Raw genomic sequence first — 26,128 nt, forward strand, 5'->3', positions numbered from 1 at the left:
AAACCCCGGTTCGGGGTTGCGTGCCCCCCCGGCCCCCAAGCCTCCCCCTTACAAACCCACGAAAATTAGGCCCCCCCCCGGGGGGGGGGGGGGGGGGGGCCCCCCCCCCCCCCCCCCACCACCGGCGGAACCACTTAGGACTCGTTATGTCGCGCCTTGCTTCTCTCACGCCCACCACCGCTGTCGGTGCATCGAAAGACCTTCTCGCCGAACTCGTCAACCGTCACGGACAGGTCGGTGACATGGTCGCGGCGATGGCTCATTCGCCCGCTGTGCTGGGCGGCTATCTGCAACTCAGCCGAGCAATGAAGCGAGCGAAACTGAGCCGCAAGATCACCGAGCGAATCTCTATCGCTGTGCAGGTCCAGCAAGGTTGCGCTGTTTGCCTCGAAGCCCACGTGGCCGCCGCGCACGCCAACGGCGTCGAGGCGGACGAGATCGAGCGTGCCCGCGCGGGCACCTCGGCCGATCCCGCCATCGCGGCAATGATCGACCTCGGGCTTCGCGTCTATCGGGAGCCTGCCTCGATTTCAGACGAACACATCACGGGCCTTCGAGCGCACGGCTACGGTGATCGCGAGATCGCCGACGTAGTCGGAATCGTCGCCCTCAATGTCCTGACCGGAGCTTTCAATCTTGTCGCGGGAGTGAAACCAAATGAACCGGATCGCTAACTCCGCACCGGAACGGAACAGCCTGCGTCTGTTCTTGATTCGCGACTATCGCCTGCTCTTCAGCGCCCAGATCATCGCGCTGTTCGGCACCGGGTTGGCGACGGTTGCGCTGGGTCTACTCGCCTACGAACTCGCCGGACCGAGCGCCGGAGCTGTGCTGGCCACCGCGCTGACGATCAAGATGTCCCTGTACGTCGTGATCGCTCCACTCGCGGCGGCGTACGTAGACCGGTTGCCGAGACGGGCTTTCCTCGTTGCCCTCGACGCCATTCGTGCAGCAGTCGTGATCGCATTGCCCTTCGTCAGCGAGATCTGGCACATCTACGTGCTGGTGGGCGTTCTCCAAGCTGCGTCGGCAGCGTTCACTCCCACGTTCCAAGCGGTCATCCCTGACATCGTGACCGACGAGGCCGATTTCACCCGCGCACTGTCGGCATCGCAGGTCGCTTACACGATGGAAAGCCTGCTCAGCCCTGTTCTTGCCGCAGTCGCACTGTCCTTCATGACATTCAACCTGTTGTTCGTCGCCACCTCCGTGGGCTTTGCGGTCTCGGCACTGCTCGTGCTGGCCACCCGAATCCCCAACGCTCGCCGAAGTACTCACCGCAAGGCGTGGGATCGGATCGCGTCGGGGGTGCGGATCTTCGTGACCACGCCTCGACTGCGCGGCATCATGGCACTCAATCTCGTGGTGGCAGCAGCCGGATCGATCGTGGTGGTCAACACCGTCAACTACGTCCGCGACGAGCTCGGTGGAACCCAATCCGACGTGGCGTGGATGCTTGCCGCGTCAGGCACCGGCACGTTGGTGACCGCGCTTCTTCTTCCACGCGTTCTCGACAGAACCGCTGAACGTACTGTGATGACAGCAGGTTCCGTCGTCCTGGTCGTCAGCGCCGGCGCGGCAGCAGCCCTCGCCGTGGCCGGTGTATTCACGTGGATGCTCACTGCCGCAGTGTGGGCGCTCGTCGGCGCCGGGATGGCCATGATCGTCACTCCGACCGGAAAAGTACTTCGACGCTCCGTCGAACCCGCAGGTATACCGGAGGTGTTCGCAGCCCAGTTCTCCCTGTCGCACCTTGCCTGGCTTGTCACCTATCCGATCGCCGGATGGGTTGGTTCGAGCGCGGGATTTGCGGTCACCTGGAGCATCCTTGCAGCGCTTGCCGCAGTGGGAACCGTTGCAGGATTTGCACTTTGGCCTCGGGAGACGGTTGCTGAATTGCCCGTCCAAGCGACGTACGAAACCACGCGAGGCGAATGCACCTTGGCGGCTACCCAGTGCGCGTGCGCTCGCACCGTCTGATGTCGACGGTCCGACTGCCCCCGATTGGGCCTCAACGAAAGTGGTGGTGCAGCCATCGCCTGCACCACCACTTTTCGCTCAGCTCACGTCGGCATACTTCCTCGGATTTGCGTCGAACCGAGGACCACATCCCTTGCAGCAGAACCAGTACCGATTTCCTTCGAAGTCACGAAACAGGCCTTCCGCTTCGGCACGCACCTTCTCGATCACGCTGCCCGGCATGACCCGACATTCGACGAGTTCACTACTGCCAGCGGTGAGTAGGTCTTTCCCACCGGTCAGCATCGCCGAACCGACAGCGCCGACATCGCCTTTGGCGTCAGACTTCGGGGTGTTGCCACAGCCACAACTGCTCATTGGGATTCCTGTTCTTTTGCGGGACGGATGCGGCCCGCAAAGCGAGCCCGATACAACCGCCAATATACCCCCTATGGGTATATTTTACTGAGCCTGAGGGTGCGTTCAGTTGACACATCGCCGTATAAACCAGTGCGGGAGAAAGAATATACCGTCGCGAGATCCCCGCTCGCCTGCAGCATCATGACACAGCCAACCCTATACCTACTGGGGGTATAGGGTAGGTCTGGCATCGACCATCCATGTCCGCGAGGTCGTCGACGAAGAGGAGCAATGAAGAACTGGAAAGCAATCGGCAGCAGCCGATTCGCCGTAGTTGGAGCTTTGCTGTTGGTCGGCATGCTCTGGGGAAGCTCGTTCCCCCTGGTTGCTGTGGCAGCACCAACTCTCGGCGCCGTCGGCACGACGCACGGCCGCTTCATTGTTGCAGCGTTGGTTCTCGCGCTGATAACTGCTTCCAGCAGATCGACCTGGCGCGCGGTCCGTCATCGGTTTCCTGCATTCCTACTGCTGGCTGCCCTCAATGTCGCTGGGCCCCTGACACTTGTCGCAACTGCGATCGTCGGCCTCAACTCGTCGACGGCGTCGATCCTGAATGCCACGACTCCGATGTTCACAGTATTCGTCGCCGCTTTCCGGCTTCGACAAAAGATCACCTGGCGAAAACTCTCGGGGGTCGCGATCGGCATCGTCGGCGTCTCGGTGCTTGTCGGCGGAATTCCGTCAGCGATCGACAGTCGCGCAATGCTGGCCATTGGCGCATCTTTGACCGCGGCGCTGCTGTACGCAGTCGGAGGTGTCTACGCACGAAAGTCGTTCCAGGACACTCCACCCCTGACGCTGGCCCTCGGCCAGCAACTTGCCGCGGTTGCCCTCTTGGTGCCGGTGTCCGCCGTCGCTCCCCCACCGGGGCCCATAACCGTGGGTCCACTCATCGCCGTGGCAGCCCTGGGGCTGGGGGCTACCGCCGGTGGCTACCTGGTCTACTTCTGGGTAATTCGTCAGGCGGGTCCAGTCGCGGCATCGGCCGTCACTCTTCTCGTTCCGATTTCGGCATCAGCCATCGGAGTGCTGTGGTTGAACGAGCCTGTTACCTTCGCGCTCATTGGCGGTCTTGTCATCATTCTTGCCGGAGTGGGCTTGCTCCTGGATCTTCCGCCGACGCGAGATCCATCCCGCAGGGTTGCCCCGGGGCGGGCGGCTAGCGCGGACAAACGGCCGGTCAGCGGCTGATCGGAGCAGTCCAAAGTCCGACCAGCGCGTCGACGAGGTCGGTCGTGAAGTCCTCCCATGACGTGACCGCGTCCGGCCCCTCTTCGGCAAGCGTGCGCTCACGTTCGGCGAACATGTGCACGATCGCATTGCGTCCGATGTCCGCGCGGGCGCGTCGAACACTCATCGGCATGTCGGCCAGACAGTCAGAGAGTCCCCGAAGCGTCTCCTGCAGGGTGGGCGAGGCCAGTACCTCGTCGTAGACGATTTTCCGCAGGACCGGGTCGGTGAGAATCTGCGCGCTGAACCGCGCATACCAGGTCGGGCCACCCATTTCGGCGTAGTGATCGGTCGACGCCCGAACCAGACACGAAATCCAGTCACGAACATTTGTGGACCCTTCGATCTCACGCAGCAGTTCGCCACGGTTCTTCTCGACCTGCTGGGAATGCTTGTTCACGATCGCGCGGACCAGATCGGTCTTGGTTCCGAAGTGATATCCGACGGCAGCATTGTTGCCCTGACCTGCCGCGTCGCTCACCTGACGGTTCGAAACCGCGAAGACTCCATGTTCTGCGAACAACTGCTCGGCGACGGCGAGAATGCGGTCTCGGGTTGCAGCAGAGCGCGCGGAATTTGCGGCGCCGCCGACATCGGCCGACGCGTCCTCAGTCCTCGTAGTCATGGACACCATCATCCTCGACCATCCGAAGCTGCTCGGCACCGGAGATATTCGTCACGATCGGAGACACAGCCTTCCGTTAAGTCAGTCACTTGATTTAACTTTAGTTCAAGCAACTGACTTAAACCATTATTCGTTCTTCCTCCGATGGAGTTACCGCAATGTCGTCAACCACTTCACCACCACCGACAACGCCGCCACAGACAACGAAGTCGCCAGCCACCACCGCAGTGGTGGCTGTTCTGGCGTTTTCCGGCATCGTCGTCTCGCTCATGCAGACGCTGGTGATCCCGATCATCCCGCATCTGCCCGAGTACCTGAACGCGCCGGCGTCCGATACCGCGTGGGCTGTGACCGCCACGCTGCTCGCAGCTGCCGTCGCCGTCCCGACCATGGGCCGCTTGGGCGACATGTTCGGCAAACGGCGTCTACTCCTGATCAGCATGGCGCTGTTGGTAACCGGTTCGGTGGTCGGAGCACTCAGTTCGAGCGTTATCCCCCTCGTTGCCGGCCGAATCCTGCAGGGCCTTGCTGCCGGCGTCATTCCGCTGGGCATCAGTGTGATGCGCGACGTGCTTCCGCCCAAGAAGCTCGCCGGCGCTGTTGCGATGATGAGCGCTTCACTGGGAGTCGGTGGCGCTCTAGGTCTTCCGATCGCGGCTTTGATCGCCGAGTACGCCGACTGGCACGTCCTGTTCTGGGCGTCAGCCGTCCTCGGCGCTCTTGCGGCCGTTCTTGTTGTCGTCCTGGTCCCCGAATCGACGGTTCGCACAGGTGGCACGTTCGACTTCGGCGGGGCAATCTCGCTCTCAGCCGCCCTCATCGCTCTACTACTGGCCATTTCCAAGGGTGGCGACTGGGGTTGGACGAGCACGCTCACGCTTTCCCTGTTCGGCGCCGCGATCCTGATATTCGGATTCTGGGCTTGGTGGGAACTACGCACCCCCAAGCCGCTGGTGGATCTACGCGTATCCATCCGCCGCCAGGTGCTCTTCACCAACCTCGCATCGATCGTGTTCGGGTTCGCGATGTTCGCCGCCAGCATGGTCTTTCCCCAGGTAGTCCAGTTGCCTGAAGTCACTGGTTACGGCCTAGGCGGTTCGATGCTCACCGCGGGTCTGGTCATGGCTCCCTCCGGCATCATCATGATGCTGATCTCTCCGCTGTCCTCACGTATCACCAATTCGCACGGCCCCAAGGTGACGCTCATGCTCGGCGCCGTTGTCGTCGCAATCGGTTACGGCATCGGCATTTTCGCCATGCACTCGATTTGGGAACTGATCGTGATCGCCGTGATCATCGGCGCCGGTACCGGTATGGCTTACGGCGCGATGCCCGCTCTCATCATGGGGGCTGTTCCTCCGTCCGAGACCGGTGCAGCCAACAGCTTCAACACCCTGATGCGCTCCCTCGGTACATCATTCGCCAGCGCCATCGCGGGTGTCGTCATCGCCCAGATGACCATGTCCATCGGTGGGGCAACGCTGCCGTCGGAGAACGCTTTCCGCGTCGTCATGGCCCTCGCTGCCGGATCCGCCGTCGTCGCACTCGTCCTGGCCGGTTTCCTCCCTCGGTTCAAGGGCTCCAACTCCCGCAAGGAGATTGGTAGCCAGCACACCGATACGTCCCCGACCACGTCGAAGGAATCCGTTCCGACACACTGAGCCAGCGCGCAATACACACTGCGCTGTACACACAGCCCGGCCCCGGCGGAGTCCAACTCCGTCGGGGCCGACGCGTTTCACACATTTTGCTGTTGATACACCTGCGGACGACAGTTTCGTGACATGCTCCGTTGAGATGGGTGCTCGTTCGATACTCGGGGAAAGGATGCCGCGATCGCCGCTCCTCGTGCTGACGTAGCCCTTGCTGTCGCCGCCGCTGCCGTCCTGGGCATAGGCGTCGGTGTCCTTCTTGCCGATGTCGTCGCCGGCCTGGCTGCAGGTGCGGGTGCTGCGGTGGTATTTCGGTTTGCTCTTCGGATGATCAATACCCGAAAGTGAGCGTTTGCCGAGGGTCCTACTTCAGGACACGGATCGCCGAGCCCGGAAGGATTCCGCTCGATGGCGGATAGATCGACGTTGCCCCGTTGAAGAACATGTGAGCGGGAGTCGTGGATACCGGCAGCAGGTCGACGTCCTTGAACAATGCCCGCTCACTTTCCTCCCAGACCTTGCAGGACTCGTCACCGGGAAGAAGCGAAGCCTCAGTGGACAATTCGATGTACTTCTTGTTGTCGAGGGAAGCGAAGTTCACTCCTTCAGGCTTCGGTGGGCCGGTGAAGTACTTCGCAAAGATACTCGGCGTATCGCTCCCCAGCGTCAAACCGATGGAAACGTCCCACGACGACAGGTCGGTGGTGCTGAATGTGTTGGCGATGACAAAACTGTAGTCGCCGCCGGTCAGTTTCACTCTCGCGCCCAGTCCTTCCCACTGTGTTGCCACGTATTCCGCGGCGGCAGAGTTCGTATCGCGTGAGTTGTTGAAAATCACGTTGAGGGCAAGCGGTCGACCGTCCTTCGTCAGGATGCCGTCGGGACCCGCCTTCCAACCTGCGTCGGACAGCGTTTTCTTTGCTGCATCGACGTCGAAATCGGGGATCGTCCCTTCGACACTGTTGTAGTCGCAGGCAAGGGGTTCCGAAACCGCGAGGGCGCGTGCGCGGGTTCCTTTACCGCCGGTGGTGATCTCGGTGTAGTCGTCCAGGTCTACTGCCTGCACGAGGGCCTGCCGTACAGCACGGTCTGCCGTGGGTAGGGCCGCGAAATGATTGAAGATGAACTCGCCGGACAACGTGGTGTAAGTCTTCGAATCCAGACCCGCGGCCAAGACTCGTTCCTCGTCCGAACCGGTGACCGCTGCGGCATTCACTCCGCCGGTGAGAACAAGATTCGCCGTCGTACTGGGATCGGTGACAATCTTGATCGTCACTGTTTTCGGCACTCCGAGAGTGTCGGAAGTGGTCTCGCCGTTCGGACTCCAGGTGTAACCGTCGCGGCGTTCCATCGTGATGTGATCGTTCGGAACAACTTCGGTGACCTTGAACAGACCCGTTCCGTTGCTACTCGAACGGATGCTGGCCGGGTCTTCGAGCGTCGCAGCGCACGGAAGCCGCAACGCGCCGATTCGAGAGAGCAGGAAGGGCGCTGGTTCGGCGGTAGTCACCGTCAGTTCGTCACCGTCCGCTGAGGCCGAAGTCGACATCGGCACAGTGGATCCGCGTAGCGGTGAAGCGTTTTCAGGATCCATGACCCAGTTGATGTCATCGGCCGCGGTCTGTGCGGTGAAGGAAGTGCCGTCGGCACAAGTGATGCCCTTCTTGAGCACGAACTTCAGCGTGTTCCCTTCTTCACTCCAGCTCTCCGCCAGATAGGGACGCACAGTGCGTGTTTGCGCGTCGATGTCGATCAACGAATCGTACGAGTACGCGTTCACGATCTGAGTCGACGTAAGGTTGGTGATCAGAGGGTGCAGATTTCCGGGATCGGCGTTGATGACAGTCGTGAAACTGCCGTCCTTTGCATACTCACCGACTGAACCTTCGGGACTGGATGCGCCGCCACACCCGGCCAGGGTGAAAACGCCAACGCTGATAACTGCTGTCGCGGAGACAGAACGGGCTTTCATACGAGCCGCCATCTACTAGGAGTTGCCATGGCGACAATCGTGCGGGACTGACGTGGTCTGTATCTCGTTGAAGTTCCCCATACAGTCGGCCGTACTCTGTTCGATTGTCACTATCGACCGGGCAAGCGCAGACGCTAAGTACGACGCTGCCGTTGACGGTGATTCGCGACGTTGATTCGGTTGCCGCACAACGCCGGCATGCAGTATCGGCGTCGCCCTCCCCTGCTCGTATCGACAAACACCCCGTTGCACGTCGGCGATGCGCATGGACGGAATCGTTCGTACCCCAATGTGCGCAGAGTCCCCAGCAACGAGTATCCGATCAACAACGTGAGTTCACCCGCGAGATCGATTGTGTTGTCCGGTACTGCATTCCACCGATAGCCGTTCTGGGAATCTGGCGTAAGTCGAACGTGATGCGGGACGGCCTGGAGAAGTTGATGAGTGCGATCGACTAGTTCGCCGGCAGTCGGAGCATCGAGAACCGAACGAATTTCCTCTCTGAGCCCCTGAACGTCCGCAAGTTCACCGCTGGTCGGCCCGCGTCCGTTGCGGAGTGCGTCCGGCGAGAGTCCGTGTTCACTCAGTAGATCCTGAAGCGTCTGGGAGTCTGGCAACGCGTCACCAGCCTCCACCCACACTCGGGGTGAGGTGTTGACCAGGTCCGTCGCAAACGACGCACCGGCGACGTAATCGTCTAAAACTACTTGCATCCCTTACCTCCCTGCTTTACCGTAATTGAATAACCTAACTTTACACCTTACGGAGGCGGCGGGATGGAACACTGCGCAGACCACGGACTGCCCGAGATACTCCTCGACACCCACAACCGATTACGCCGCGCCGGCACCGTGGCGTCGGGGACACCCGTCGTTGCAGCCGATCTCTACTGGTCGATCGGAGCGCTCGCCCAATGCCTGACCGCGATGGACGAGGTCATTTCACAACTGGGAATCAACGCCCGAAAGCAGTTGCGAGCTGGAAAGTTCGATGTCGAGAGCGGACCGTTCGAAGGACAACCCGACGCTGCCCTGCTCACCGCAGTTCTTGCGCTCGCCCGAGCATCGAGCAGTTGTGAACCAGTTCAGACGGCAATCGGCAATGCCCAGATCGCGGTGAGCGATCTCGTCGTCTCAAGGCCCACCAGCGCTTGACGCCCGCGCTCGCAGCCTGTCCCAATAGAGACTGTATGGTTGGTTTTCAGGCAGCCATCGAGAGCATCGACCAGCAGGAACCGGGTTATCACTGTGAGTGCAGGAACATCGACAATCTACGAGGACCGAACCGTCCGGATCGACGATCAGGGCGTCACGATCCGCCACTACTACTTTCCGTTTGTCAGCAAGTTCGTCCTGTACTCGCAGATCGAATCCGTCGACCTCGGAGTCATGTCATGGCTGAGCGGACGCCTACGAATCTGGGGAACAACAGATTTCAGCTCGTGGTACAGCCTGGATCTTTCACGCCCGTGGAAGGAGACCGCGGTGGTACTCACTCTCGCCGGCCACGGATCGCCTTCGTTCAGCCCCAAGGACGCCGATCGCGTCGAGACCGAAATCCGCAGTCGCATCGGATCACACGCCGCGAACTGACTAGCGGAACTCGGATTCGACGGTGACGATCTCACTCCAGTCGGTTCGATCGAACAACCGCGCCAGCGCAGTGAACAGAACTTCCGGGTCGACGACGCTCTCGGGTGAGTGCACACCGATCCGATCCGAAATCGTTCCGTCGGCGAGCCGGGACACCACCTGAGCAAGGCCGAGCGCCAAGGGGATTCCGGTTGCACCGGCCATGTCCGACAGCAACTCCGACACCGGTGAATCGTCTGCAATCCGGGCCACGACGCGCATCGCTCTTCCGTCGAACATTCCTGTCGCCGAGGCGAAGAACAACGGCAGGGATCCGTGGCCGGCGCGCGTGAGCATTCGAGGCGCAGCACGGATCATCCGTCCGAGCGAAGGCTTGCCCAATTCTTCGGCGGCCGAGTCGAGATCGATTCTCCCCTTGTCGATGTCGGCGCGGAGAACGTCGAGAAACGCCACGGTTTCCGGTGTGATGACCATCAGATTTGCCGAATGCCCCGCAGGATTGATGGTCCGATGAAACATCACCGGCTCCGGATGCCCGACCACGTAAGCGTTCCCCCGACGTCCGCCGGGCAGTTCGAGTGCGATGGAACGCAACGGTTCTTCGTTGACGATTCGCCCCGCACGAACCACCGGAACCTGGCCGCTGATCTGTTGCATCCAGTGAACGGCGGCTGCACTCAATGTGTCCACCGACTCGTCCTCGCCCTCGACATCAACCGGCCAGGCTGTATACAGATCGTCGACCACGTCCAATCGCGAGACTGCCATCGCGGCCAGGAGGTTACTCATCCCGGGACTTGCGCCCATGCCGACTACCGCACAGATTCCGGCTCCCCTCGCGGCACAGTCCAGTTCCAGCATGTCGACGGCCGGCTCCCAGTCGTCGCAGATGTCGAGATAGTGAGTCCCGGTCTCGATCGCTGCCTGGAGAATGCCGACGCCGAAACGGAAGAACGGTCCGACCGTATTGACGACCACGTCTGCGCCGTCAAGCAATTCACGTAGCGTGCGACCGTCCGTGACGTCGATGCTGCGCGCCTCGACTTCCGCTGACGCCTGCGCCAGTTCAACTGAAAGACGCTTCGCAGCATCGATATCGCGATCCGCGACTACTACCTTGCCGATTCCCGGCAATGTTGCGGCCAGACGAACTGCTGCCGAGCCCATGGCACCGGCACCACCCAGTGCGACAACCGTGATTCCGTCAGCCATGAATTCCCTCCAAAAATGCAGTCTGATCCGCTAGATAGCCGGGAGCGAAGATCGAACGGGGAGCAAGAACGGCCACCAGAGCCGACATCAATTCCGAGTCTTCGAGGTCCTTCTCCACAATCGAGTGAGTGGCGTCGGGGTACTTCTTGACCACCAGTTGCCCTGGCGAGTCGAGTAATTCGCGGTACACCCTTTCGGTATCAGCCACGTCGACGTTGACGTCTTGTCCGCCGATGATCAAGAGCACCGGAACCTTCACGGTTTCGAGATCGGCTCGCGCATCCGAGAGGTAGTTCTTTCGGATGAAGTTCCACCGGTCTTCGGTGAGACCGTCGGCCTCGCCGGAGGCCACGAGATCGTCGAACGATGCATCACGGGCCAACTGATCCAAGTTCTTCGCACGATCGACCCGCGCTTTCTCGAACTCGTCGGCCGACGCATTTCTCTCGGAAAGTTCGGCTAGGGTATTGAATTCGCCTTGTTGGAGCCAGTTGATCGCGGGACCCACGGCAATGACGAACGCTACGTCCGGGTCGAGGTTCACCACCTTGGGCATCACCCACCCTGCCTGGCTTGCACCCCACAGACCGATCCGAGACGGATCGATATCCGAACGTCCCCGCGCCCACTCGATTGCCGCTTCCGTTTCTGCCGCGCGATCGTCCATGCTCTGGTCGAGCCAATTGCCCGGTGCCCCATTCACCCCCGGCTTGTCCCAGGAGAGTGACGCGTACCCCGCCTTTGCGAACGCCTCCCACACCGGTCGATAGAACGTCTCATGTGTTGCATCGACCGGGCCGTCTCCGTGGACGAAAACCACGAGCCCGAAGGGACCGTCACCGTGTTCGGGCAGTGCAAGGACTCCCTGGAGCGGCACCGATCCCCCGGTGATCGTCACTTTTTCCTCACGGATGTCATAGGTGTTCTGGTACAGCGTCCAGCCCACCAGAGTCGCGATCAGAACAACGACCACCGCCAGGGAAGTAACCATCCACCTGCGTAAACGAGGCTTACTCTTGCCCTCGCTCATCGATTCCGCTGCCATCTTCCCGCCCTAACGTACGAATTTGAAACGATCGTATTGCATTCGATAGTACAGTTGTGGGCGAAGATGTCGAGAAGCGAGGAAAGGACATGGCGATGACCGACAGGGACGTCGATGTACCCACGAGGATCTTGATCGAGGGACTACTGCGCACGGACGGAACTGTCGACGGGCACACCCTCTATGCCACCGCCGACGCCCTCGGCAAAACTGATCAACAGGTTCGGCTGTGCATCAAGCGGTTGGTCACCGAGGGGAAGTTCACTCAGGAAGGTCGCGGGCGACAGGCCACGCTACGAGCAACGCCGAAAGCCCTGCGCGAGATGGAACCCGACGTCGAATTCGTTCGGCTGGCCTATCGACAAGACCGCGACACTGTGACGCCGTGGGACGGGTACTGGCACCTGGCCGGATTCGCAATTCCGGAGTCGTCACGGAAAGGGCGAGATGCGCTGCGCACCAGGGTCGTTTACCTCGGCGGCGCGCTCGTCCAGGGCGGTCTGTACGTCTCGCCGCACGCCTGGGAACCGTATATTCGCGATGCGGCCGCCGAACTCGACGTCGAACAGCACCTGTCTTCTCTCACCACTCGAGATCTGAAAGTGGGCACTCTCGAAGACCCCGTGAAGATTGCCGCGCAGTTGTGGCCACTGGACCAGATCGCTGACGGATACGAACGGCTACTCGACGTAGCGACCGCACGCCTACACAAACTGCAGAACAGTCCGGGTACCGATGCTGTCACGATGACCATCGAACTCGCGGCGGAATTCACGCGAGCCATGGAACCGGATCCGCTGTTGCCGCCGGAACTACTGCCCACCAACTGGATCGGCACGAGGGCTCGGTCGATCACTGCGCAGTGCTGGACGCTTCTGGCACAGGTGGACGGTGCCGACGAATTACCGTCGCTGTTCCACCTGTACGCAGATGCAATCGGTGACGATCAGGACGCAAGCGTGCGCTGACGGGGCGGCAGTCCGAAACGCCCGAGAACCTCGTCGACTGCGGTGGACGGTGTGACAAGTCCGCGATCCTGAAGCCACGGAATGGTGCTGTCCACCAGATGCTCGAGCGCGCGAGGCAATGCGAGAGGCAGCAACGTAACGCCGTCGGCGACCTCCGCAGCTCGGATATCGGCGATCAAACTGCCGAGACCGGAAGGCGTTCCGACGTAATGAAGCGAAACGGGAACCCGCGGCGAGGTCAACGCGCTGTCCAACTGCGCAAGCTCCTTACGAGCGGAGCGAGCCTCCGGCGCGATCAGAATCTCGAGATCGACCAGCACTGCGACGCTGTCGGGATCGCGTCCTTCTTCGGCGACGGCAGCGCGTATCCGTGCGCGTTCGAGCTGTGCCTCACGCAGATCCGCAGCGCGAATCCGAACCACATTGGTAGGGAATGAAGCCAAATCGAGAGCCTTTTCACCCTCGGTGAGGTCCACCCAGTAGTCGCCGCCGATGATGGGCAGGTTGCCGGGTGCGCCCTCAGCGGCCGGATGGTGACCGGATCCGGTCAACTCGACCGCTACGTGCAGAGAATGCGAAGCGAGTGAAGACATGTGAGACCTCCGAAAATCAGAAAAGTATGGGATGAGCGAGACGAATCGTCAGCTCGAACACATTCCTGAAGAGGTGCGGCACAGATCGACATGGCGACGGCACCACTGACCGAGAGTGATGCTCACTCTCGAAGGGGTGGCGGGAAAATCCGCTGGTGCCATGGCTGCCATGCTAGTTGTCCGTTCGAGTTTTCGGGGACCGAGCTCAGCTCAGACGCACTCGGCTGCGCCGGCATTGTCGTCTGCGGCTCCGAGGAAGGGGCGGGTCTCGGGCACAGGGTTCCACGCACCTGCCGTCTTCGCGTACTTCCAATCACGCTGATTCGAAACCAGGATGTTCACGGCGTCGACCAACCGCGTCACGTCGTCCGAGCTGCTACCGAGGCCGAGGCTGGCGCGAACTGCACCGCCGGAAAGGCCGAGGCGCGCGAGAACCGGATGTGCGCAGAAGCGACCGTCGCGAACTCCGATGCCGTGCTCGGCGGAGAGGAATGCGGCGATCTCGCCCGCTTCGAATCCGTCGACGGTGAAGGTGACGATTCCGACGGCGTCGGGAGCGTCGTTCCACAGTCGCACGAGTGAGACGCCCTCGATGGCGGACAAGCCGTCAGTGAGCTGGGCGGTGAGCGCCTTCTCATGCTCGGCGATCACGTCGAAGTCCAGGGCGTGCAGGGTTTCGCAGGCGGTCGCGATGGCTGCCGCACCGAGCACGTTGGGGGAACCCGCCTCGTGGCGTGCGGGCGCGCAAGCCCACTCGGTGGATTCGACGGTCACCTCACGCACGGCGCCGCCGCCGGCGAGGTACGGCTGAGCTTCGTCGAGCCAGTCACGGCGGCCGACGAGAACGCCGGCGCCGAAGGGCGCGTACAGCTTGTGGCCCGAGAACGCTACGTAGTCGACGCCGCATTCCTGCAGGTCGATGCGACGGTGGGGAGCCAACTGAGCAGCGTCGACGAGGATACGTGCGCCGCAACGGTGAGCGATGTCAGCCAAACGTGCAATCGGCAGGATCTCACCGGTCACGTTGGAGGCCCCGGTGATTGCGAGCAGCGCGGCAGGCTTGGTGCACAGTTCACCGATCAGACGCTCGATCGTTTCTTCGATGGTGTCTGCGGCGGTGACGATACGAGCGTCGTTCCACGGCAACAGGTTTGCGTGATGCTCGACGTCGAGGACGACGGTGCTGCCGGGGACGCACTGCGCAAGCAGGTTCAGCGAATCGGTGGTGTTCCGGGTGAAGACGACAACCTGATCGTCGGCACAGTTCACGAAACGAGCAACGGATTCACGAGCGTTCTCGTAGGTGAGCGTGGAGATCCGGGACGCATAGCCGGCACCGCGGTGGACGCTGGCGTATGTCGGCAGCAACTCGGCGATACGGTCGGTGACCTGGGCCAATGCCGGCGCACTCGCGGCGTAGTCGAAGTTGGCGTAGGAGCATTCGCCACCCTGAACCAATGGAACCTGCAGGTCGGAACCCGAAACCTTGGCAATCGCGGTGGTGCAGCAGGTGTCGGCACTCAATACAGCAGTCATCGAAGACAATCCTCACGTTCAAGGACTCGTTCGTCGGGAGATGGCCCCGGAAGAGTCCGCGCTTGCCGCATTCGTTTTCGAACGCAGCCGGGTCGTCACCCGGAGCACCCCACCGCGGAGGAGGGTTGCCGACCAGCAAGCCGGGGCTGAACACTGGTACTCGTGACCTGGCAACGAGGATGGCAGGAACCTCCCGTGCTTGTCAAGACGAAGCCGCGAAGATCTCCGTCAGGGCGCGATGGTCCGGCAAGCAAGGTGGAGCGCGAGTCTCGTTTCCGGATCTGCGAGATCCACCGAGAGAAGGCGCTGAATTCTATCGATCCGACTCGATACGGTGTTGCGGTGCAACCCCATTCGGGTTGCGGTGTGAGCCAGAGACGATTCTTCGTCGAGGTACGTCGACAGAGTCTCGAGCAACTCTCCATTGGAATCGCGTAGCGGTGCGAGCAATGCGGCGGCCGCAGGCTGGAAGGTGTCGGTTCGCGTCCACGCCAGCAGCAACTGCGCCAGCCCGAGGCGGTCCACGTGCAGGAATCGACCTGTTTGAGATCGGGAACCGGCGAGCCGAGCGGCATCCCCGGCCTCCGACAGGGACGAACCGATTCCAGCCGGACCGTCGTGTGCGCGTCCCACACCTACCCAGGTCTCCATCGTGGGTTCCAACCTGGCCTGAGCTGCACGGATGCACTCGGCGATCCTGGTGATCGCCTCCGGTCGCGGCTCGCCTGGCAGAGTCGTCCACGCCGCCCAGCCGTCAGCCTGTTCCACGACATTGGCGTCGATTCCCTCGGCGGCGAGAGCATCTGCAACCTCGCTGCGTCTTGCCACCAGGTCGACCTCACCGACCGCCAGGACTTTGATGCCGATGTGCCATCCGTCCAGCATCCAACCCGCGTCGAGTGCGCGCCGGAGCAGTCCGGGTGTGGCGTCTGCTGACGTGTCGATCAGTTCACCGAGCAACGCGCTACGCCGGCGCGCTTCACGCTCGTCGACCATGCGCGCAACGGCCAGTCGGTGCCCGGCAGCCAACGAGGCCACGTCGAGAACCACTGAGAGAGAAGCCTCTTCGACGCTTTGACGCACCGGGAGTAGCACCGCCAGCCAGGGCTCTCGGGCTGCGCCGGACATCACCGGGCACGCAATCAGGACCCCGCCGGAGTCCAATTCGACCGTGGTGGGCGCCCCGCGACCCGACAACATACCGGCGGCTGCTCGATCAGTGTCTGACAACAGGTCTGCGCCGGTCATCGGACGTCCGGACGAGTCCAGGAGAAAGAATGAACGCTGAAAAGTGTTCAGTAGCACCGACAGAAGATTTTCGACGCTTCCTCCGGCTCGTTGGCCCGCGTGTGTCGCCCGCAGTACTGCGTCGGCCATCACCGCCCGCGAATTCGAGAGAAGATCACGAAGATCCACGCTGAACTGCCACGGGTCGGATACTCCGAGCACCACCAGTCCGAGCCGATCGGCAAGCAACGAGAGATTCGCATCCTCCGCCGCAGTGCTGTGCACAGCGACCACCTGGCAGCCGGTCGCCGCTGTGCGCCGAAGGAGAGCGTCGAATCTCCACTCCCCGATGTCGATACGATCGAGAATCACCAGAACTGATCCTGAACTCGCCGCATCCGACACGGCCTCGGCCGACTGTGCCGATTCCCCGGTGAGCGCTCCCACTGTCGTCACGACGGGATCACCCTCCCCGGCAAGTCGATACAGCCCGACAAAGGCCGGGTTGTTCAGCAACGCCGAAACACTCGCGCTCATCGCGCCTCCATCAGCACTGCGTCGTGGTCGATCCCGAATGCCCGCGGGCCGACAACTTTCAATCTGCCCACTTCTTCCGCCCACCACTGTGGACCGGGAAGAACCAACACGGCCACATCGTGCCCCTGGTGCACGGATTCACACGAGACGAAGGCGCCGGTCCGCACGTCGAGCAACGTCACGATGTCCGGGCACGTTGCAATCATCTCGCCGTCCAACGCGACGGTCAGGAACTCACTCTCGAATTCGACTCGTATCACCGCGGAATCGTGTTCGAGAATCACGCTGCCCCGACGATCGCCGGTGTCCGGACGACTACGACGGACCGCACGCACCCGGCCAGTCCCCATTACCAGGGCCCCGGAGCTCTCCGCGATCTCCTGCCAACTGCCCAGGGCCCCGATGTGCTGACCCAGTTCGTGTGCTCGGGAGAGAGTTCCCGGAATGCACGCCTCCTGCACCGTCCGCGCATCGATCGACGCGATCGCCAGAGCGCCCCAACCGCTGGTTCTCCCGATCAACGACCGCACTGCTACCTCGGCGCCGAGCACATCCACTCCGTCGACGACGGTAATGAGGCCGCCGGGCTGGGCGAGTGTGACCGGGCACAATTCCAACCCGGCTGCGGCGAGAGAGAAGTGATCGAGCCGCGGCATCGCTCGACCCAGCAGGTCCGCGTCGACCACGGGAATTCCCAACGCCAACGCCGCCGCAATTCCGGAGAGAGCGTTGAGCCCACCGCCTTCGAAAGTCATCACCGCGGTCGGACGCTTCCCGGTCCAGCGCGTCAAAGCTGCTGCAGTATCTGCAAACTCACGCCCGGAGGGCAATTGCTCCTCCAAGGCCAGGGCCGATCCGACGATTCCCACCGGCATCACCAATGCCTCCTCCGGCAACTGGTCCGGCGCGATGACCTCCACCGAAGTAGACGTCATCAGTGGACGCAGCATTTCCACGAACAGGCGTGGATCGCCGCCCCCGCCGCAGCCCAGGACCACCGCCCCCGCTGCGATCGCGTCGAGGTCGGCCTCCCGGACCGCGTGCAGCCTGCTCACGGCTCGCTATTCTGCCAGTACAGGTTGCTCGAGTGTCTCCACCGGCAGGAACGGGCGATCGAGCCCGAAGCTAGCCGGGCCGAAGACCGCCAGTGCCTCCGGGGTTCTCATGATGGGTGGGGTCGCGATCCCGATGACCGCAACGCGCTGCCCGTACCGCAAGCCCTCGGTGGTGATGGGTTCGGCGGTATCGGCCTCGACGATGCAGATCAGGTCTGGCACGATCGCCACCATCACTCCGGATTGGACGGCGATCAGATTTTCGTTCTGGAACTGAACTTCCAGCTCTTCGTCTCCGACGCCGGCGATCCGCACCGAACCGCGAGCGAACCCCTCATCGGTTCGCCGGTCGACATCGATCACCCTGCCGTGAAAGAGAACTCGCCCGTATCCGTAGAGCGTGTCGGCGAGACTGTCGACAAGCGCCTGCACCGGGTCCACCCGCTGCTCACGTGAAAGTCTGATGGACCGGCCGATGGTCAGGGCCAACGACAGAGTCCGTGGGATCGCCGTCCGCTTCACATCTGCACCCGTCATCGAGTACTGCGCGATGTGCGCCATCCCACCGAACCTCGACGTCACCCCGCGGGCGAGGCCCTCCAATCTGCTGTTGTCGCTGCGGGTGTCGAAGATCGCCACCTCGTCGTGCTCGTTCGCCATGGCGAGCGGACTCGCCGAAATCCCGTACACCGAGAAGGTTTCCATCTCGAGCTGAGGAAAGGCTCGTCCCATCCCGTCGGCGTCGACAACCGGCAGTCCGCGCCGCGCTGCCACCAGCAACGGAATCATCGAATTGATCCCGCCGCACTCCATCGGCATCGTGGCATCTGCAGTTCGCCCCGTGTGCTTCTCCAATGTGATCAGCGCCAGCTCGGGTTCGGTTCCGCGCGGCATCTTCTCGACCACGACGGTCGGTGCACCCATCTGCGCGACGGGGATCACCCACGCGTCGTCGTCGAGCTCCTCCGGATCCAGAATCGTGATTTCACCGGCCTCACCGAGCGCCTGCGTGACCAACATCTTGCCGACGAACGGATCTCCCCCGCCGCCGGTGCCCAACAAGGCTGCGCCCCTGGCGAGGTCGTCGAGATCCGCCGTTCGTAGTGTCCAACTCATCGTGAGCCCTCCTGACCGGTGGAGACCAAACCACTGTGAAGTGCCAAGTCACCGACTGCCTTCACTCGAATACGTGTTGCGTTGCCCGGCAGATACGGAATCGGGACCTCGTCGAACTCCACGATCTGCACCGACTCGGGCCGTGCGCCTGCGGCGACTGCCCGATCGATCGCCTCCTGGCGAGCATCGTCGGCAAAAACCTGCCGGTGCCCGTCCCGCACCGCTTCGACTCGATCTACCTCACCACTGACCTGCGCGATCGCAGCGCCGATCGCATTGGCAACATCGAAGCGCTCAGGACGAATCACCGTTCCCAGGCCCGGGAGTTCACGCTCCAGCAGTACCGATCCCCCGCCAACCGCCACAACGGGAAGTGGATCCGACGTGGTCCGCATCTGTTCCACGGCGTCGGCGACTCGGCGCGAGATCCGGTCGAGTGCCGTCGACACCAGGCCGCGGTCGAGGTGCGCCACCGCACTGCGATCTCCGACGTCGGCCAAGCCTGCCGCGACGGCTATGTCGGTGGCCGTCAACGTGTCACCGCCGAATACGAGTGCCCGTGAACCCAATTCGTATCCCACAGATTCGGGTCCGACTGTGAGTCCGTCTGCATCCACCAGCGAACCACCACCGATACCGATCGAGAAGACGTCCGGCATACGGAAATTGGTCCGTACCCCGGCGACCGTCACCTCCGTGGTGGCTTCTCGCGGGAAACCGTTGGTCAATACGCCCACGTCGGTAGTGGTACCTCCGATGTCGATCACCGCACAGCTGGCCAGACCGGACAGCACAGCGGCGCCTCGCATGGAGTTGGTCGGCCCCGAAGCGAAAGTCGCCACCGGATAACGCCTCGCGTACTCGATGTCCATCAAGGTTCCGTCGTTCTGGCTCAGGTACAGCGGCGCGACAATGCCGTGCTCGACCAAAGATCGGGCAAGACCGTCGACGATGTGATCGGCGAGCTCGCGCAGCGCAGCATTGATGATGGTCGCGTTCTCCCGCTGAAGTAGACCCACTCGACCGATCTCGTGCGAGAGCGAAATTGCGACGTCCGGGCCGAGTTCCTCACGCACGATCTCCGCGGCGGCCGCTTCGCATTCGAGATTGACCGGAGAGAACACCGAAGATATTGCGACCGAACGAGTACCGCTGCGAGCCATATCGGCGGCATGGCGGCGAATCTCGTCGGGGTCCAGCGACGAAATACGACGACCGTCGAACTCGTGCCCACCGTGAGCGAGGTAGCGCCTTCCTTGCACAGCGGAGACCAGGTCTCGCGGCCACCCCACCATCGGCGGAAGCGCCGCGGTCGCCGGAAGCCCCAATCGCAGAGCCGCTGTCGGTGCAAGTCCGCGTTGCTCGATGAGAGCGTTGAGAAAGTGCGTCGTGCCGATCATCACTGCTTGAACAGCGCTGGGAGAGAACGAGTACTGCTGCTGCAGCGCCGTCAGAGCTCCGCCGATTCCGCCGGTGATGTCCTTGCTGGTCGAGTGTTTGACATGCCCGATGACGGTGGTCCCGTCCATCAGGACCGCATCGGTGTTCGTACCACCGACGTCGATTCCGATTCGCATCGCGAACTCCCTTCTACAGTGTGTGCCGTGCTAGTGCGTGAGCGCAGATTTTCCCGAAGTCTCTTGCGGCGCTTCGGTGGCGGTGCGTCCGACTCCGCGAATCAGGCCGAGTCGACCCGCGACGACGTAGAGAACGAAGGCCGAGGCCACCGCGTTGATCGACGGCAGGCCGAAGGTGCTGTAATGACCGATCAGCGCCGAGACGATCCAGATCACCAGCGTGGCCGGTACCCAAGTGGGTGCCGAGTTCGGGAGGGTACCCGCAGCTCGACTCTCCTCCAGATCCTTGCGCCATGTCTTGACGATGAAGTATTCCGCCACCATGATCCCGGCGATCGGCGGGAATCCGACGCCCAACAGGATCAGGAAGTCGGTGAACGAGTTGAGGATTCCGGCAGCCGCGAGGACCGAACCGGTGATGCCGACCACAGCGGTGACGACGGCGCGATTGATCCGTCGACCGAACACGACGTCGATGAAGTTCACGACGCCGAGCCCCGAGCTGTACAGGTTCCAGTCGTTGATCTTGAAGGTGCCGAGAACGATGATCAGAACGCCGACCCAACCGACCGACGAGAGAATGATCGTGGCGATGTCGGAACTGCGAACGGCATGGGCAAGAAGAACACCGGTCAGCCCGATCACGTATTCGCCCAACGTTATTCCGACGAGCGTCTGCTTCACGACATCGCCTGCCGTGCGGTTGAAGCGCGTCATGTCAGGTGTGATCACTGCTCCGGCAATGAAACCGCCTGCGACGATGGTAGTTCCGGCGAGGAAGCTGAGCTCCGGCCCGGCTGGAGCAGATGTCATCAGATCTGACAGCGAGTGATTACGCAGTTCGGCGACGACGGCCCAACCGACCAGGATCAGGAACAGCGGAACGGTGATGTTGGCGATCAGTTGCATGGATCCGAACCCGCGAAGGACTATCGCGGTAATCAGGAGACCGAAGGCCAAAGCCCACGCCCACTGCGGCAGAAACGGCATGATTCCGTGCAAACCTGATGCAGAGACAGCAGATTGAATGCCGAACCAACCGATCAGGCTGACCCCGATCACCAAACCGATCACCGCGGAACCTGCGTGCCCGAATCCACACCAGCGTGCGACCACCGATGTGTTGAGCCCTTCACGAACCCCGATGATGCCGATGAAAATACAGACGACCTCGAGAATCACCGCCCCGACTGTCAATGCCCAGAAGGCATTCCAGAACGTCATACCGTAGCCGAGCGTCGCACCGAGCAAGAACTGTGCGAGTGCCGATACCTGACCGAATCGCTGTACTGCCACCGAGAACCACGAATATCGTGCTTCGTCGGGAACGCGGGTGAGCGCGTAGTCGTCACCGTCGGACACTTCACCGCCGGCGGCGGTCGCTGACGTGTTTTTCATGACGGACTCCTCGAATAGTTGGGAAGTGTTCTCGGAGAAGACGGTACGAATGTGGCAGGGGTCACGCCTATGGGCGAATTGGCGTTTCTTCGTGTTACGACAATGCATTTCGCACAGTCGTCATTTCACACAGTCGCCAAATGGCACGGGTCTAACGCAACGCGTACCCGCCGTCGGGGTACAGCGTGGAACCCGTTGTGTACGTGTTGGTGAAGAGATAGAACACCGCTTGTGCAATCTCGTCTTCGTTCCCGACGCGGCCGAGCACGTTGTTCTCGGCACTCCAGGTGAACGCGGCCTCCCGAACCTCCGCCGGGCGCTGAGCCCACAGATGCCCGTCGATGGTTCCGGGAGCGACAGTGTTGACGCGGATCGGCGACAGTTCGACCGCCAGCCCCCGCCCGAGCCCCTCGATTGCCGCGTTGGCTGCAACGTATGCCGCGGCAGCTGCGGGTGGCCGCACACTGGCAGCGCCGGACATGAGGACCACCGATGCGGTGGGTGTCAGCTTGTCGAGCGCAGCGTGCACGACGCGGTACTGCCCCCAGAACTTGGAGGTGAACGGCGACGCCGCTTCCTCGACGCTCTGTTCACGGAACGAGCCGACCTGGTAATCGGCAGCCGTGGTGAAGAGCGCATCGACGCTGGGGATGTTGGTGAAGAACGCTTTCACCGAGTCGTCGTCGGAGGTGTCGACGGTGAACCAGTGCGCCGCCTCACCCAGCTGCGCGGCCGCTGCTTCGAGCTTGGATGCGGTTCGGCCGCCGAGAACTACCTGCGCACCGGCGTCGACGGCAAGCTGCGCCACTCGCAGCCCGATGCCTGTTCCGCCGCCGATCAGTACGACGGTCTTGCCTGAGAGAGGAGAAGGTGTCGTTGTCATGCAGCGACTGTAGGGCTCACCGAATTGTCCCGACATGTGCAGAACGCACAGATTTCACTACGGCACAGTGCTAAGTATCGAGACTTAGCTGTTAGAGGACACCGCCCCCGGGGATCTCGCTTGACGACGTTTGCTGCGTCGAAACTGCCTTCACATGTACTCCTCCTTCGAGTTCGCCTGTAACAAAACAACTCCCACGACCGAAAATGTCGGTGAACCACAACAGCGAAGGGAAGTAACGACTATGGGATCAGCAGACGTCATGGCCTGGCTCGCCGAGGGTTACCTCGCCGGCGATCCGATTCGCTATCCGCTCTACGTCGGATCGATGTTCCTCGCGATGCCGTTCCAACTGATCGGCGTAATTCTGGGTCACCCCTTCTGAATCGTCACATCAGGCCAGGGCGGACGACGTAGAACGGCCAGAGTTGCGATCACTGCGGCTGCCAACCCGATGAACTCCCCCATCAAAGCCGCCCTGGTGTGATCGACGGCCGGTGACCACGACGGCTCACCCTCGTGGATCGAGAACACTCCCACTGGCACCGGTATCGGGTCGCGGCGCCACCGCCGGTGTAGACGCGAAACCGTGATGATCGTCGATCCGTCGCTGGTCTGGTGCGGTTCTCCGAAGATCGTCGAGGTCCCTGATTCCCCTCGAAATCGCTCCACCGCATCACGAATCTCCATGATCTCCATCGTCGCATCGAAACAGCAGCCCTGTGCGAGTATCGACCGATGGCCGAGTGGTGGGTACCGAGCAGGCGCGTCGAGCGATGGGGCCAGACGATTGGCCTCGTCCTGCTCGTAGTCGTAGTCGGTCCGAGCACCATCCATACAGTGGCCACGGAACCGACAACCGGTAATTGGGTTCGCCTGGCAATCTGGCTTTTCGCGACGGCCGGATTTGCCTACGGAACCGTCCAGGCCTGGCGAAACAGGAACAAACCTCAGTCGGTGTGGTGGGAAGGGACAACTGCCCCCACCGAAATCCCTGCCGACGACGTCCGTAGCGCACTCGCGTCGACTGACGACCGTATTCCGGCAATCAAGGCACTACGCGAACTGCATCCGGGCTTGGGTCTGAAGGATGCGATGGATCTGATCGACGCTCAGCGGGGCGAACAGGGCCCGCATCACTGATAGTTGCGACCATCACAATCACAGTTAGGTATCGACACCTGACCGCCACGATCGGGCAAGCACACCAGGAGTTAACCACCTGACAGACAGGCTGTTTCGCCGAGTTTGACAAATGTGGTCAATCGGTGAGCGTCGACTCGACCGATTCAACTCACCGTACCAATCGAATTCGCCGTTCAGCATTCCACTCATGGCCCAATGCCACTATTACCCAACGATTTACAACCGGAACTACGGTATCCAGTGAGAACTTTCGCGACAGTGCAGCATCTTTCGTCCAGTTGAGTTGACCGAAACTTGACGTTACGTTGAATTTCAAAGCAATAGCCCGGTCTTGACCTGCGATGGTGTGAGCGCAACGCCCACCTACGCGTGACACGTGGCTGCCCGTATGGGCGCTGTGAATGCCTGAACGTTCGAGGAGTGGAATGACTGCGGTCAAAACTGCGTGGCGTGAACTACGGAAACCCGTGTTCATCCCCGCGTCGATAGTGATCTTTGCCCTGATCGCCTTTGCCGTGATCTATGCGGGAACCGCTGCGGATGCTTTCGAAACTCTCAACAACGTGATCAGCGACGGCGTCGGCTGGTGGTACATCCTCTCGGCTACCGGTTTCGTGATCTTTGCGCTGTACTGCGGAATCAGCCGCATCGGCAACATCCGATTGGGGCGCGACGACGAGCAACCCGAGTTCGGCATGCTCTCGTGGTTCGCGATGCTCTTCAGCGCCGGCATGGGCATCGGGCTCGTGTTCTACGGAGTAGCCGAACCACTTTCGCACTACGTGACCCCACCTGTCGCCGGGCAGATCGCCGGATCCACGGACGCCGCAGCCAATCAAGCAATGGAACTGACGCTGTTCCACTGGGGCCTTCATGCATGGGCGATCTACGTCGTCGTCGGCCTTGGTCTGGCGTACATGACCTACCGCAAGGGTCGTCCGCTCTCGATCCGTTGGTTGCTCGAGCCGCTCCTCGGACGGGCTCGCATCGAAGGAAAGATCGGCCACGCCATCGACGTCGTCGCCATCGTCGGCACGCTGTTCGGTGTCGCGACGTCGCTGGGCTTCGGTGTCCAGCAGATCTCGGCCGGCCTCGACTACCTCGGCTGGGTGGAGACCGACAACTGGTTGGTCATCACCATCATCGTCATCGTGACGGGCATGGCCACCTTCTCGGTCGTCTCCGGCGTCACCAAGGGCCTCAAGTGGCTCTCCAACATCAACATGATGCTCGCTGCCGCGCTGGCCCTGTTCGTCCTGATTCTGGGACCGACGCTGTTCCTCATGCAGTCGTGGGTGCAGAACCTCGGCGGATACGTCCAGGCCTTGCCCGAACTGATGCTGCGCACGTCCCCGTTCGCCGAAGACGGCTGGCAGGGCGCATGGACCATCTTCTACTGGGGTTGGTGGATGAGCTGGGCACCGTTCGTCGGCATGTTCATCGCGCGCATCTCACGCGGCCGCACCATCCGCGAATTCGTCTTCGGTGTGCTGCTGGCTCCGACGCTGGTTGGTTCGTTGTGGTTCACGATCTTCGGTAACTCCGGCATTCTGCGTCAGCGCAACGAAGGCACGATGCTCGACGCATCCGGCGCAGTGGACACCAACACGTCGCTGTTCACGCTTCTCGACGGACTTCCGCTCGGAACGATTTCGAGTGTTCTCGCGATCGTCGTGATCGTCTTCTTCTTCGTCACGTCCGCGGATTCCGGCTCGATCGTCATCGACATCCTTGCGACCGGTGGCAGCTTGGAGACCTCCAAGATCACGCGTGTCTACTGGACGTTCCTCTCCGGTGCCGCGGCCGCAGTTCTCCTCATCGTGGGTGGCAGTGGATCGCTCACGGCGCTGCAAACCGTTGCCATCGCCACGGCGGTACCGTTCTCGGTCATCATGGTGCTGGCATGTCTGTCGATGCTGAAGGCGTTCCGATACGAGGTCGCTTCGGCACCGCGCTACCTGCGGGTTTCTACAAATACCTCGGCATCGACCGACGTTCCGCAACCCACCGAAAAGCGGCTCCGCGATCTGAAGATCTCGTCGACCTTCGCCGGGCTCACTCCGTCACAAAGCGGGATCATGACGGATCCCTCCGACGCCCACATGCTCGTCGCGGTCCACGAAGTTCCCGCCCATGCGGTCAACATCGACCCGGATACCGGCGCCGTCGACTTCTCCGAGGAATCGAAGGTCGTCGATCCGCTGGGCGGAGAGGTGTTCGACACACCCGAGTTCGCCGACTCGGCAGAAGGCCACGCGCAAGCTGCCAGTACGGACTGACCGGCACGTTCGGCATGTTGCATTAGGCATATCTGTTCACCAACTCGCAAACTTGTCATGAGACTTTCAACTCGACAGTTCGCAGGACTCTAAGTTTCGTGAGTAG

25 protein-coding genes and 1 riboswitch are annotated in these 26,128 nt (G+C 61.8%); of the genes, 10 read left to right on the top strand and 15 right to left on the bottom strand.

Annotated features, from left to right (window positions below):
• Positions 1-146 precede the first annotated feature (146 nt).
• Together M1L53_RS31310 and M1L53_RS31315 are read left to right on the top strand one after the other, a co-directional pair.
• Positions 147-674 (top strand): carboxymuconolactone decarboxylase family protein, encoded by a 528-nt coding sequence (locus M1L53_RS31310; protein WP_020906029.1) that lies wholly within the window; start codon positions 147-149, stop codon positions 672-674.
• Positions 658-1,980, top strand: coding sequence for an MFS transporter (locus M1L53_RS31315; protein ID WP_198165741.1), 1,323 nt, complete (start codon positions 658-660; stop codon positions 1,978-1,980). The genes M1L53_RS31310 and M1L53_RS31315 overlap by 17 nt, the downstream gene beginning before the upstream one ends.
• A 78-nt stretch (positions 1,981-2,058) precedes the next feature.
• On the opposite strand, the gene M1L53_RS31320 is transcribed toward M1L53_RS31315, so the two are convergent.
• Complete coding sequence (locus M1L53_RS31320; protein ID WP_054187870.1) at positions 2,059-2,337, bottom strand: YHS domain-containing protein; 279 nt, start codon at positions 2,335-2,337, stop codon at positions 2,059-2,061.
• Positions 2,338-2,610: 273 nt separating this feature from the next.
• Between M1L53_RS31320 and M1L53_RS31325 the strand changes: the two genes are divergently transcribed.
• Positions 2,611-3,570, top strand: a complete 960-nt coding sequence (locus tag M1L53_RS31325; RefSeq protein ID WP_054187869.1) for a DMT family transporter — start codon at positions 2,611-2,613, stop codon at positions 3,568-3,570.
• Here M1L53_RS31325 and M1L53_RS31330 read toward each other — a convergent pair.
• Positions 3,560-4,234 (bottom strand): TetR/AcrR family transcriptional regulator, encoded by a 675-nt coding sequence (locus M1L53_RS31330; RefSeq protein ID WP_054187928.1) that lies wholly within the window; start codon positions 4,232-4,234, stop codon positions 3,560-3,562. The genes M1L53_RS31325 and M1L53_RS31330 overlap by 11 nt on opposite strands.
• A 158-nt stretch (positions 4,235-4,392) precedes the next feature.
• Here M1L53_RS31330 and M1L53_RS31335 point away from each other — a divergent pair, with 158 nt between their 5' ends.
• A complete protein-coding gene (locus M1L53_RS31335) occupies positions 4,393-5,895 on the top strand; it encodes an MFS transporter (RefSeq protein WP_050655929.1) in 1,503 nt (500 codons plus the stop codon).
• A gap of 355 nt (positions 5,896-6,250) precedes the next feature.
• Here M1L53_RS31335 and M1L53_RS31340 read toward each other — a convergent pair whose 3' ends face one another.
• A complete protein-coding gene (locus tag M1L53_RS31340; protein ID WP_042450529.1) occupies positions 6,251-7,858 on the bottom strand; it encodes an ABC transporter substrate-binding protein in 1,608 nt (535 codons plus the stop codon).
• Between the two features lie 134 nt (positions 7,859-7,992).
• Entirely contained in the window at positions 7,993-8,571 is a 579-nt protein-coding gene (locus tag M1L53_RS31345) for a CGNR zinc finger domain-containing protein (RefSeq protein ID WP_054187868.1), read from the bottom strand.
• Between the two features lie 63 nt (positions 8,572-8,634).
• Between M1L53_RS31345 and M1L53_RS31350 the strand changes: the two genes are divergently transcribed.
• Together M1L53_RS31350 and M1L53_RS31355 are read left to right on the top strand one after the other, a co-directional pair.
• On the top strand, positions 8,635-9,012 hold the full coding sequence (locus M1L53_RS31350) for a hypothetical protein (protein WP_050655926.1): 378 nt from the start codon (positions 8,635-8,637) through the stop codon (positions 9,010-9,012).
• A 93-nt stretch (positions 9,013-9,105) separates the two neighbouring features.
• Positions 9,106-9,450, top strand: a complete 345-nt coding sequence (locus M1L53_RS31355) for a hypothetical protein (RefSeq protein WP_042450522.1) — start codon at positions 9,106-9,108, stop codon at positions 9,448-9,450.
• On the opposite strand, the gene M1L53_RS31360 is transcribed toward M1L53_RS31355, so the two are convergent.
• Together M1L53_RS31360 and M1L53_RS31365 are read right to left on the bottom strand one after the other, a co-directional pair.
• On the bottom strand, positions 9,451-10,662 hold the full coding sequence (locus M1L53_RS31360) for a saccharopine dehydrogenase family protein (RefSeq protein WP_054187867.1): 1,212 nt from the start codon (positions 10,660-10,662) through the stop codon (positions 9,451-9,453).
• A complete protein-coding gene (locus tag M1L53_RS31365) occupies positions 10,655-11,653 on the bottom strand; it encodes a S9 family peptidase (RefSeq protein WP_029254370.1) in 999 nt (332 codons plus the stop codon). Before M1L53_RS31365 ends, M1L53_RS31360 begins: the two co-directional genes overlap by 8 nt.
• Before the next feature lie 143 nt (positions 11,654-11,796).
• Between M1L53_RS31365 and M1L53_RS31370 the strand changes: the two genes are divergently transcribed.
• A complete protein-coding gene (locus M1L53_RS31370) occupies positions 11,797-12,675 on the top strand; it encodes a DNA-binding transcriptional regulator (RefSeq protein WP_054187927.1) in 879 nt (292 codons plus the stop codon).
• Here M1L53_RS31370 and M1L53_RS31375 read toward each other — a convergent pair.
• From M1L53_RS31375 to M1L53_RS31410, 8 genes are all read right to left on the bottom strand, one after another.
• Positions 12,654-13,268 carry a hypothetical protein gene (locus M1L53_RS31375; protein ID WP_054187866.1) on the bottom strand — a complete coding sequence of 205 codons (615 nt, stop codon included), beginning with the start codon at positions 13,266-13,268 and terminating at the stop codon, positions 12,654-12,656. The genes M1L53_RS31370 and M1L53_RS31375 overlap by 22 nt on opposite strands.
• A 210-nt stretch (positions 13,269-13,478) precedes the next feature.
• Entirely contained in the window at positions 13,479-14,804 is a 1,326-nt protein-coding gene (locus tag M1L53_RS31380; protein WP_054187865.1) for an aminotransferase class V-fold PLP-dependent enzyme, read from the bottom strand.
• A 53-nt stretch (positions 14,805-14,857) separates the two neighbouring features.
• A riboswitch (SAM riboswitch) is annotated at positions 14,858-14,972 on the bottom strand.
• A 60-nt stretch (positions 14,973-15,032) separates the two neighbouring features.
• Complete coding sequence (locus tag M1L53_RS31385; protein WP_054187864.1) at positions 15,033-16,568, bottom strand: CdaR family transcriptional regulator; 1,536 nt, start codon at positions 16,566-16,568, stop codon at positions 15,033-15,035.
• A complete protein-coding gene (locus M1L53_RS31390) occupies positions 16,565-17,623 on the bottom strand; it encodes a DUF917 domain-containing protein (RefSeq protein ID WP_054187863.1) in 1,059 nt (352 codons plus the stop codon). The genes M1L53_RS31385 and M1L53_RS31390 overlap by 4 nt, the downstream gene beginning before the upstream one ends.
• 6 nt (positions 17,624-17,629) lie before the next feature.
• The gene (locus M1L53_RS31395; RefSeq protein WP_054187862.1) at positions 17,630-18,739 is read right to left on the bottom strand and encodes a DUF917 domain-containing protein; all 1,110 of its coding nucleotides are present in this window, start codon (positions 18,737-18,739) and stop codon (positions 17,630-17,632) included.
• On the bottom strand, positions 18,736-20,316 hold the full coding sequence (locus M1L53_RS31400) for a hydantoinase/oxoprolinase N-terminal domain-containing protein (RefSeq protein ID WP_054187861.1): 1,581 nt from the start codon (positions 20,314-20,316) through the stop codon (positions 18,736-18,738). The genes M1L53_RS31395 and M1L53_RS31400 overlap by 4 nt, the downstream gene beginning before the upstream one ends.
• Before the next feature lie 30 nt (positions 20,317-20,346).
• Complete coding sequence (locus M1L53_RS31405) at positions 20,347-21,714, bottom strand: cytosine permease (RefSeq protein ID WP_054187860.1); 1,368 nt, start codon at positions 21,712-21,714, stop codon at positions 20,347-20,349.
• A gap of 151 nt (positions 21,715-21,865) precedes the next feature.
• Positions 21,866-22,597, bottom strand: coding sequence for an SDR family oxidoreductase (locus tag M1L53_RS31410; protein WP_042922757.1), 732 nt, complete (start codon positions 22,595-22,597; stop codon positions 21,866-21,868).
• A 244-nt stretch (positions 22,598-22,841) separates the two neighbouring features.
• On the opposite strand from M1L53_RS31410, the gene M1L53_RS31415 reads away from it, so the two are divergent.
• A complete protein-coding gene (locus M1L53_RS31415; RefSeq protein ID WP_003941170.1) occupies positions 22,842-22,982 on the top strand; it encodes a hypothetical protein in 141 nt (46 codons plus the stop codon).
• Here M1L53_RS31415 and M1L53_RS31420 read toward each other — a convergent pair.
• Complete coding sequence (locus M1L53_RS31420; protein ID WP_372447551.1) at positions 22,970-23,434, bottom strand: hypothetical protein; 465 nt, start codon at positions 23,432-23,434, stop codon at positions 22,970-22,972. The genes M1L53_RS31415 and M1L53_RS31420 overlap by 13 nt on opposite strands.
• 3 nt (positions 23,435-23,437) lie before the next feature.
• On the opposite strand from M1L53_RS31420, the gene M1L53_RS31425 reads away from it, so the two are divergent.
• Together M1L53_RS31425 and M1L53_RS31430 are read left to right on the top strand one after the other, a co-directional pair.
• On the top strand, positions 23,438-23,740 hold the full coding sequence (locus M1L53_RS31425; RefSeq protein ID WP_232319041.1) for a ribosomal protein L7/L12: 303 nt from the start codon (positions 23,438-23,440) through the stop codon (positions 23,738-23,740).
• 428 nt (positions 23,741-24,168) lie between these two features.
• Positions 24,169-26,022 (top strand): BCCT family transporter, encoded by a 1,854-nt coding sequence (locus M1L53_RS31430; RefSeq protein ID WP_054187858.1) that lies wholly within the window; start codon positions 24,169-24,171, stop codon positions 26,020-26,022.
• Positions 26,023-26,128 lie beyond the last annotated feature (106 nt).

This window comes from Rhodococcus sp. T9N (genome assembly GCF_024436645.1).
Classification (GTDB): Bacteria; Actinomycetota; Actinomycetes; order Mycobacteriales; family Mycobacteriaceae; genus Rhodococcus_F; species Rhodococcus_F qingshengii.

Excerpts from the sequence above, each read along its gene's own strand:
- M1L53_RS31310 (WP_020906029.1), top strand. The coding sequence starts at position 147 with ATGTCGCGCCTTGCTTCTCTCACGCCCACCACCGCTGTCGGTGCATCG.
- M1L53_RS31315 (WP_198165741.1), top strand. The coding sequence starts at position 658 with ATGAACCGGATCGCTAACTCCGCACCGGAACGGAACAGCCTGCGTCTG.
- M1L53_RS31320 (WP_054187870.1), bottom strand. The coding sequence starts at position 2,337 with ATGAGCAGTTGTGGCTGTGGCAACACCCCGAAGTCTGACGCCAAAGGC.
- M1L53_RS31325 (WP_054187869.1), top strand. The coding sequence starts at position 2,611 with ATGAAGAACTGGAAAGCAATCGGCAGCAGCCGATTCGCCGTAGTTGGA.
- M1L53_RS31330 (WP_054187928.1), bottom strand. The coding sequence starts at position 4,234 with ATGACTACGAGGACTGAGGACGCGTCGGCCGATGTCGGCGGCGCCGCA.
- M1L53_RS31335 (WP_050655929.1), top strand. The coding sequence starts at position 4,393 with ATGTCGTCAACCACTTCACCACCACCGACAACGCCGCCACAGACAACG.
- M1L53_RS31340 (WP_042450529.1), bottom strand. The coding sequence starts at position 7,858 with ATGAAAGCCCGTTCTGTCTCCGCGACAGCAGTTATCAGCGTTGGCGTT.
- M1L53_RS31345 (WP_054187868.1), bottom strand. The coding sequence starts at position 8,571 with ATGCAAGTAGTTTTAGACGATTACGTCGCCGGTGCGTCGTTTGCGACG.
- M1L53_RS31350 (WP_050655926.1), top strand. The coding sequence starts at position 8,635 with ATGGAACACTGCGCAGACCACGGACTGCCCGAGATACTCCTCGACACC.
- M1L53_RS31360 (WP_054187867.1), bottom strand. The coding sequence starts at position 10,662 with ATGGCTGACGGAATCACGGTTGTCGCACTGGGTGGTGCCGGTGCCATG.
- M1L53_RS31365 (WP_029254370.1), bottom strand. The coding sequence starts at position 11,653 with ATGGTTACTTCCCTGGCGGTGGTCGTTGTTCTGATCGCGACTCTGGTG.
- M1L53_RS31370 (WP_054187927.1), top strand. The coding sequence starts at position 11,797 with ATGGCGATGACCGACAGGGACGTCGATGTACCCACGAGGATCTTGATC.
- M1L53_RS31375 (WP_054187866.1), bottom strand. The coding sequence starts at position 13,268 with ATGTCTTCACTCGCTTCGCATTCTCTGCACGTAGCGGTCGAGTTGACC.
- M1L53_RS31380 (WP_054187865.1), bottom strand. The coding sequence starts at position 14,804 with ATGACTGCTGTATTGAGTGCCGACACCTGCTGCACCACCGCGATTGCC.
- M1L53_RS31385 (WP_054187864.1), bottom strand. The coding sequence starts at position 16,568 with ATGAGCGCGAGTGTTTCGGCGTTGCTGAACAACCCGGCCTTTGTCGGG.
- M1L53_RS31395 (WP_054187862.1), bottom strand. The coding sequence starts at position 18,739 with ATGAGTTGGACACTACGAACGGCGGATCTCGACGACCTCGCCAGGGGC.
- M1L53_RS31400 (WP_054187861.1), bottom strand. The coding sequence starts at position 20,316 with ATGCGAATCGGAATCGACGTCGGTGGTACGAACACCGATGCGGTCCTG.
- M1L53_RS31405 (WP_054187860.1), bottom strand. The coding sequence starts at position 21,714 with ATGAAAAACACGTCAGCGACCGCCGCCGGCGGTGAAGTGTCCGACGGT.
- M1L53_RS31410 (WP_042922757.1), bottom strand. The coding sequence starts at position 22,597 with ATGACAACGACACCTTCTCCTCTCTCAGGCAAGACCGTCGTACTGATC.
- M1L53_RS31415 (WP_003941170.1), top strand. The coding sequence starts at position 22,842 with ATGGGATCAGCAGACGTCATGGCCTGGCTCGCCGAGGGTTACCTCGCC.
- M1L53_RS31420 (WP_372447551.1), bottom strand. The coding sequence starts at position 23,434 with ATGGATGGTGCTCGGACCGACTACGACTACGAGCAGGACGAGGCCAAT.
- M1L53_RS31430 (WP_054187858.1), top strand. The coding sequence starts at position 24,169 with ATGACTGCGGTCAAAACTGCGTGGCGTGAACTACGGAAACCCGTGTTC.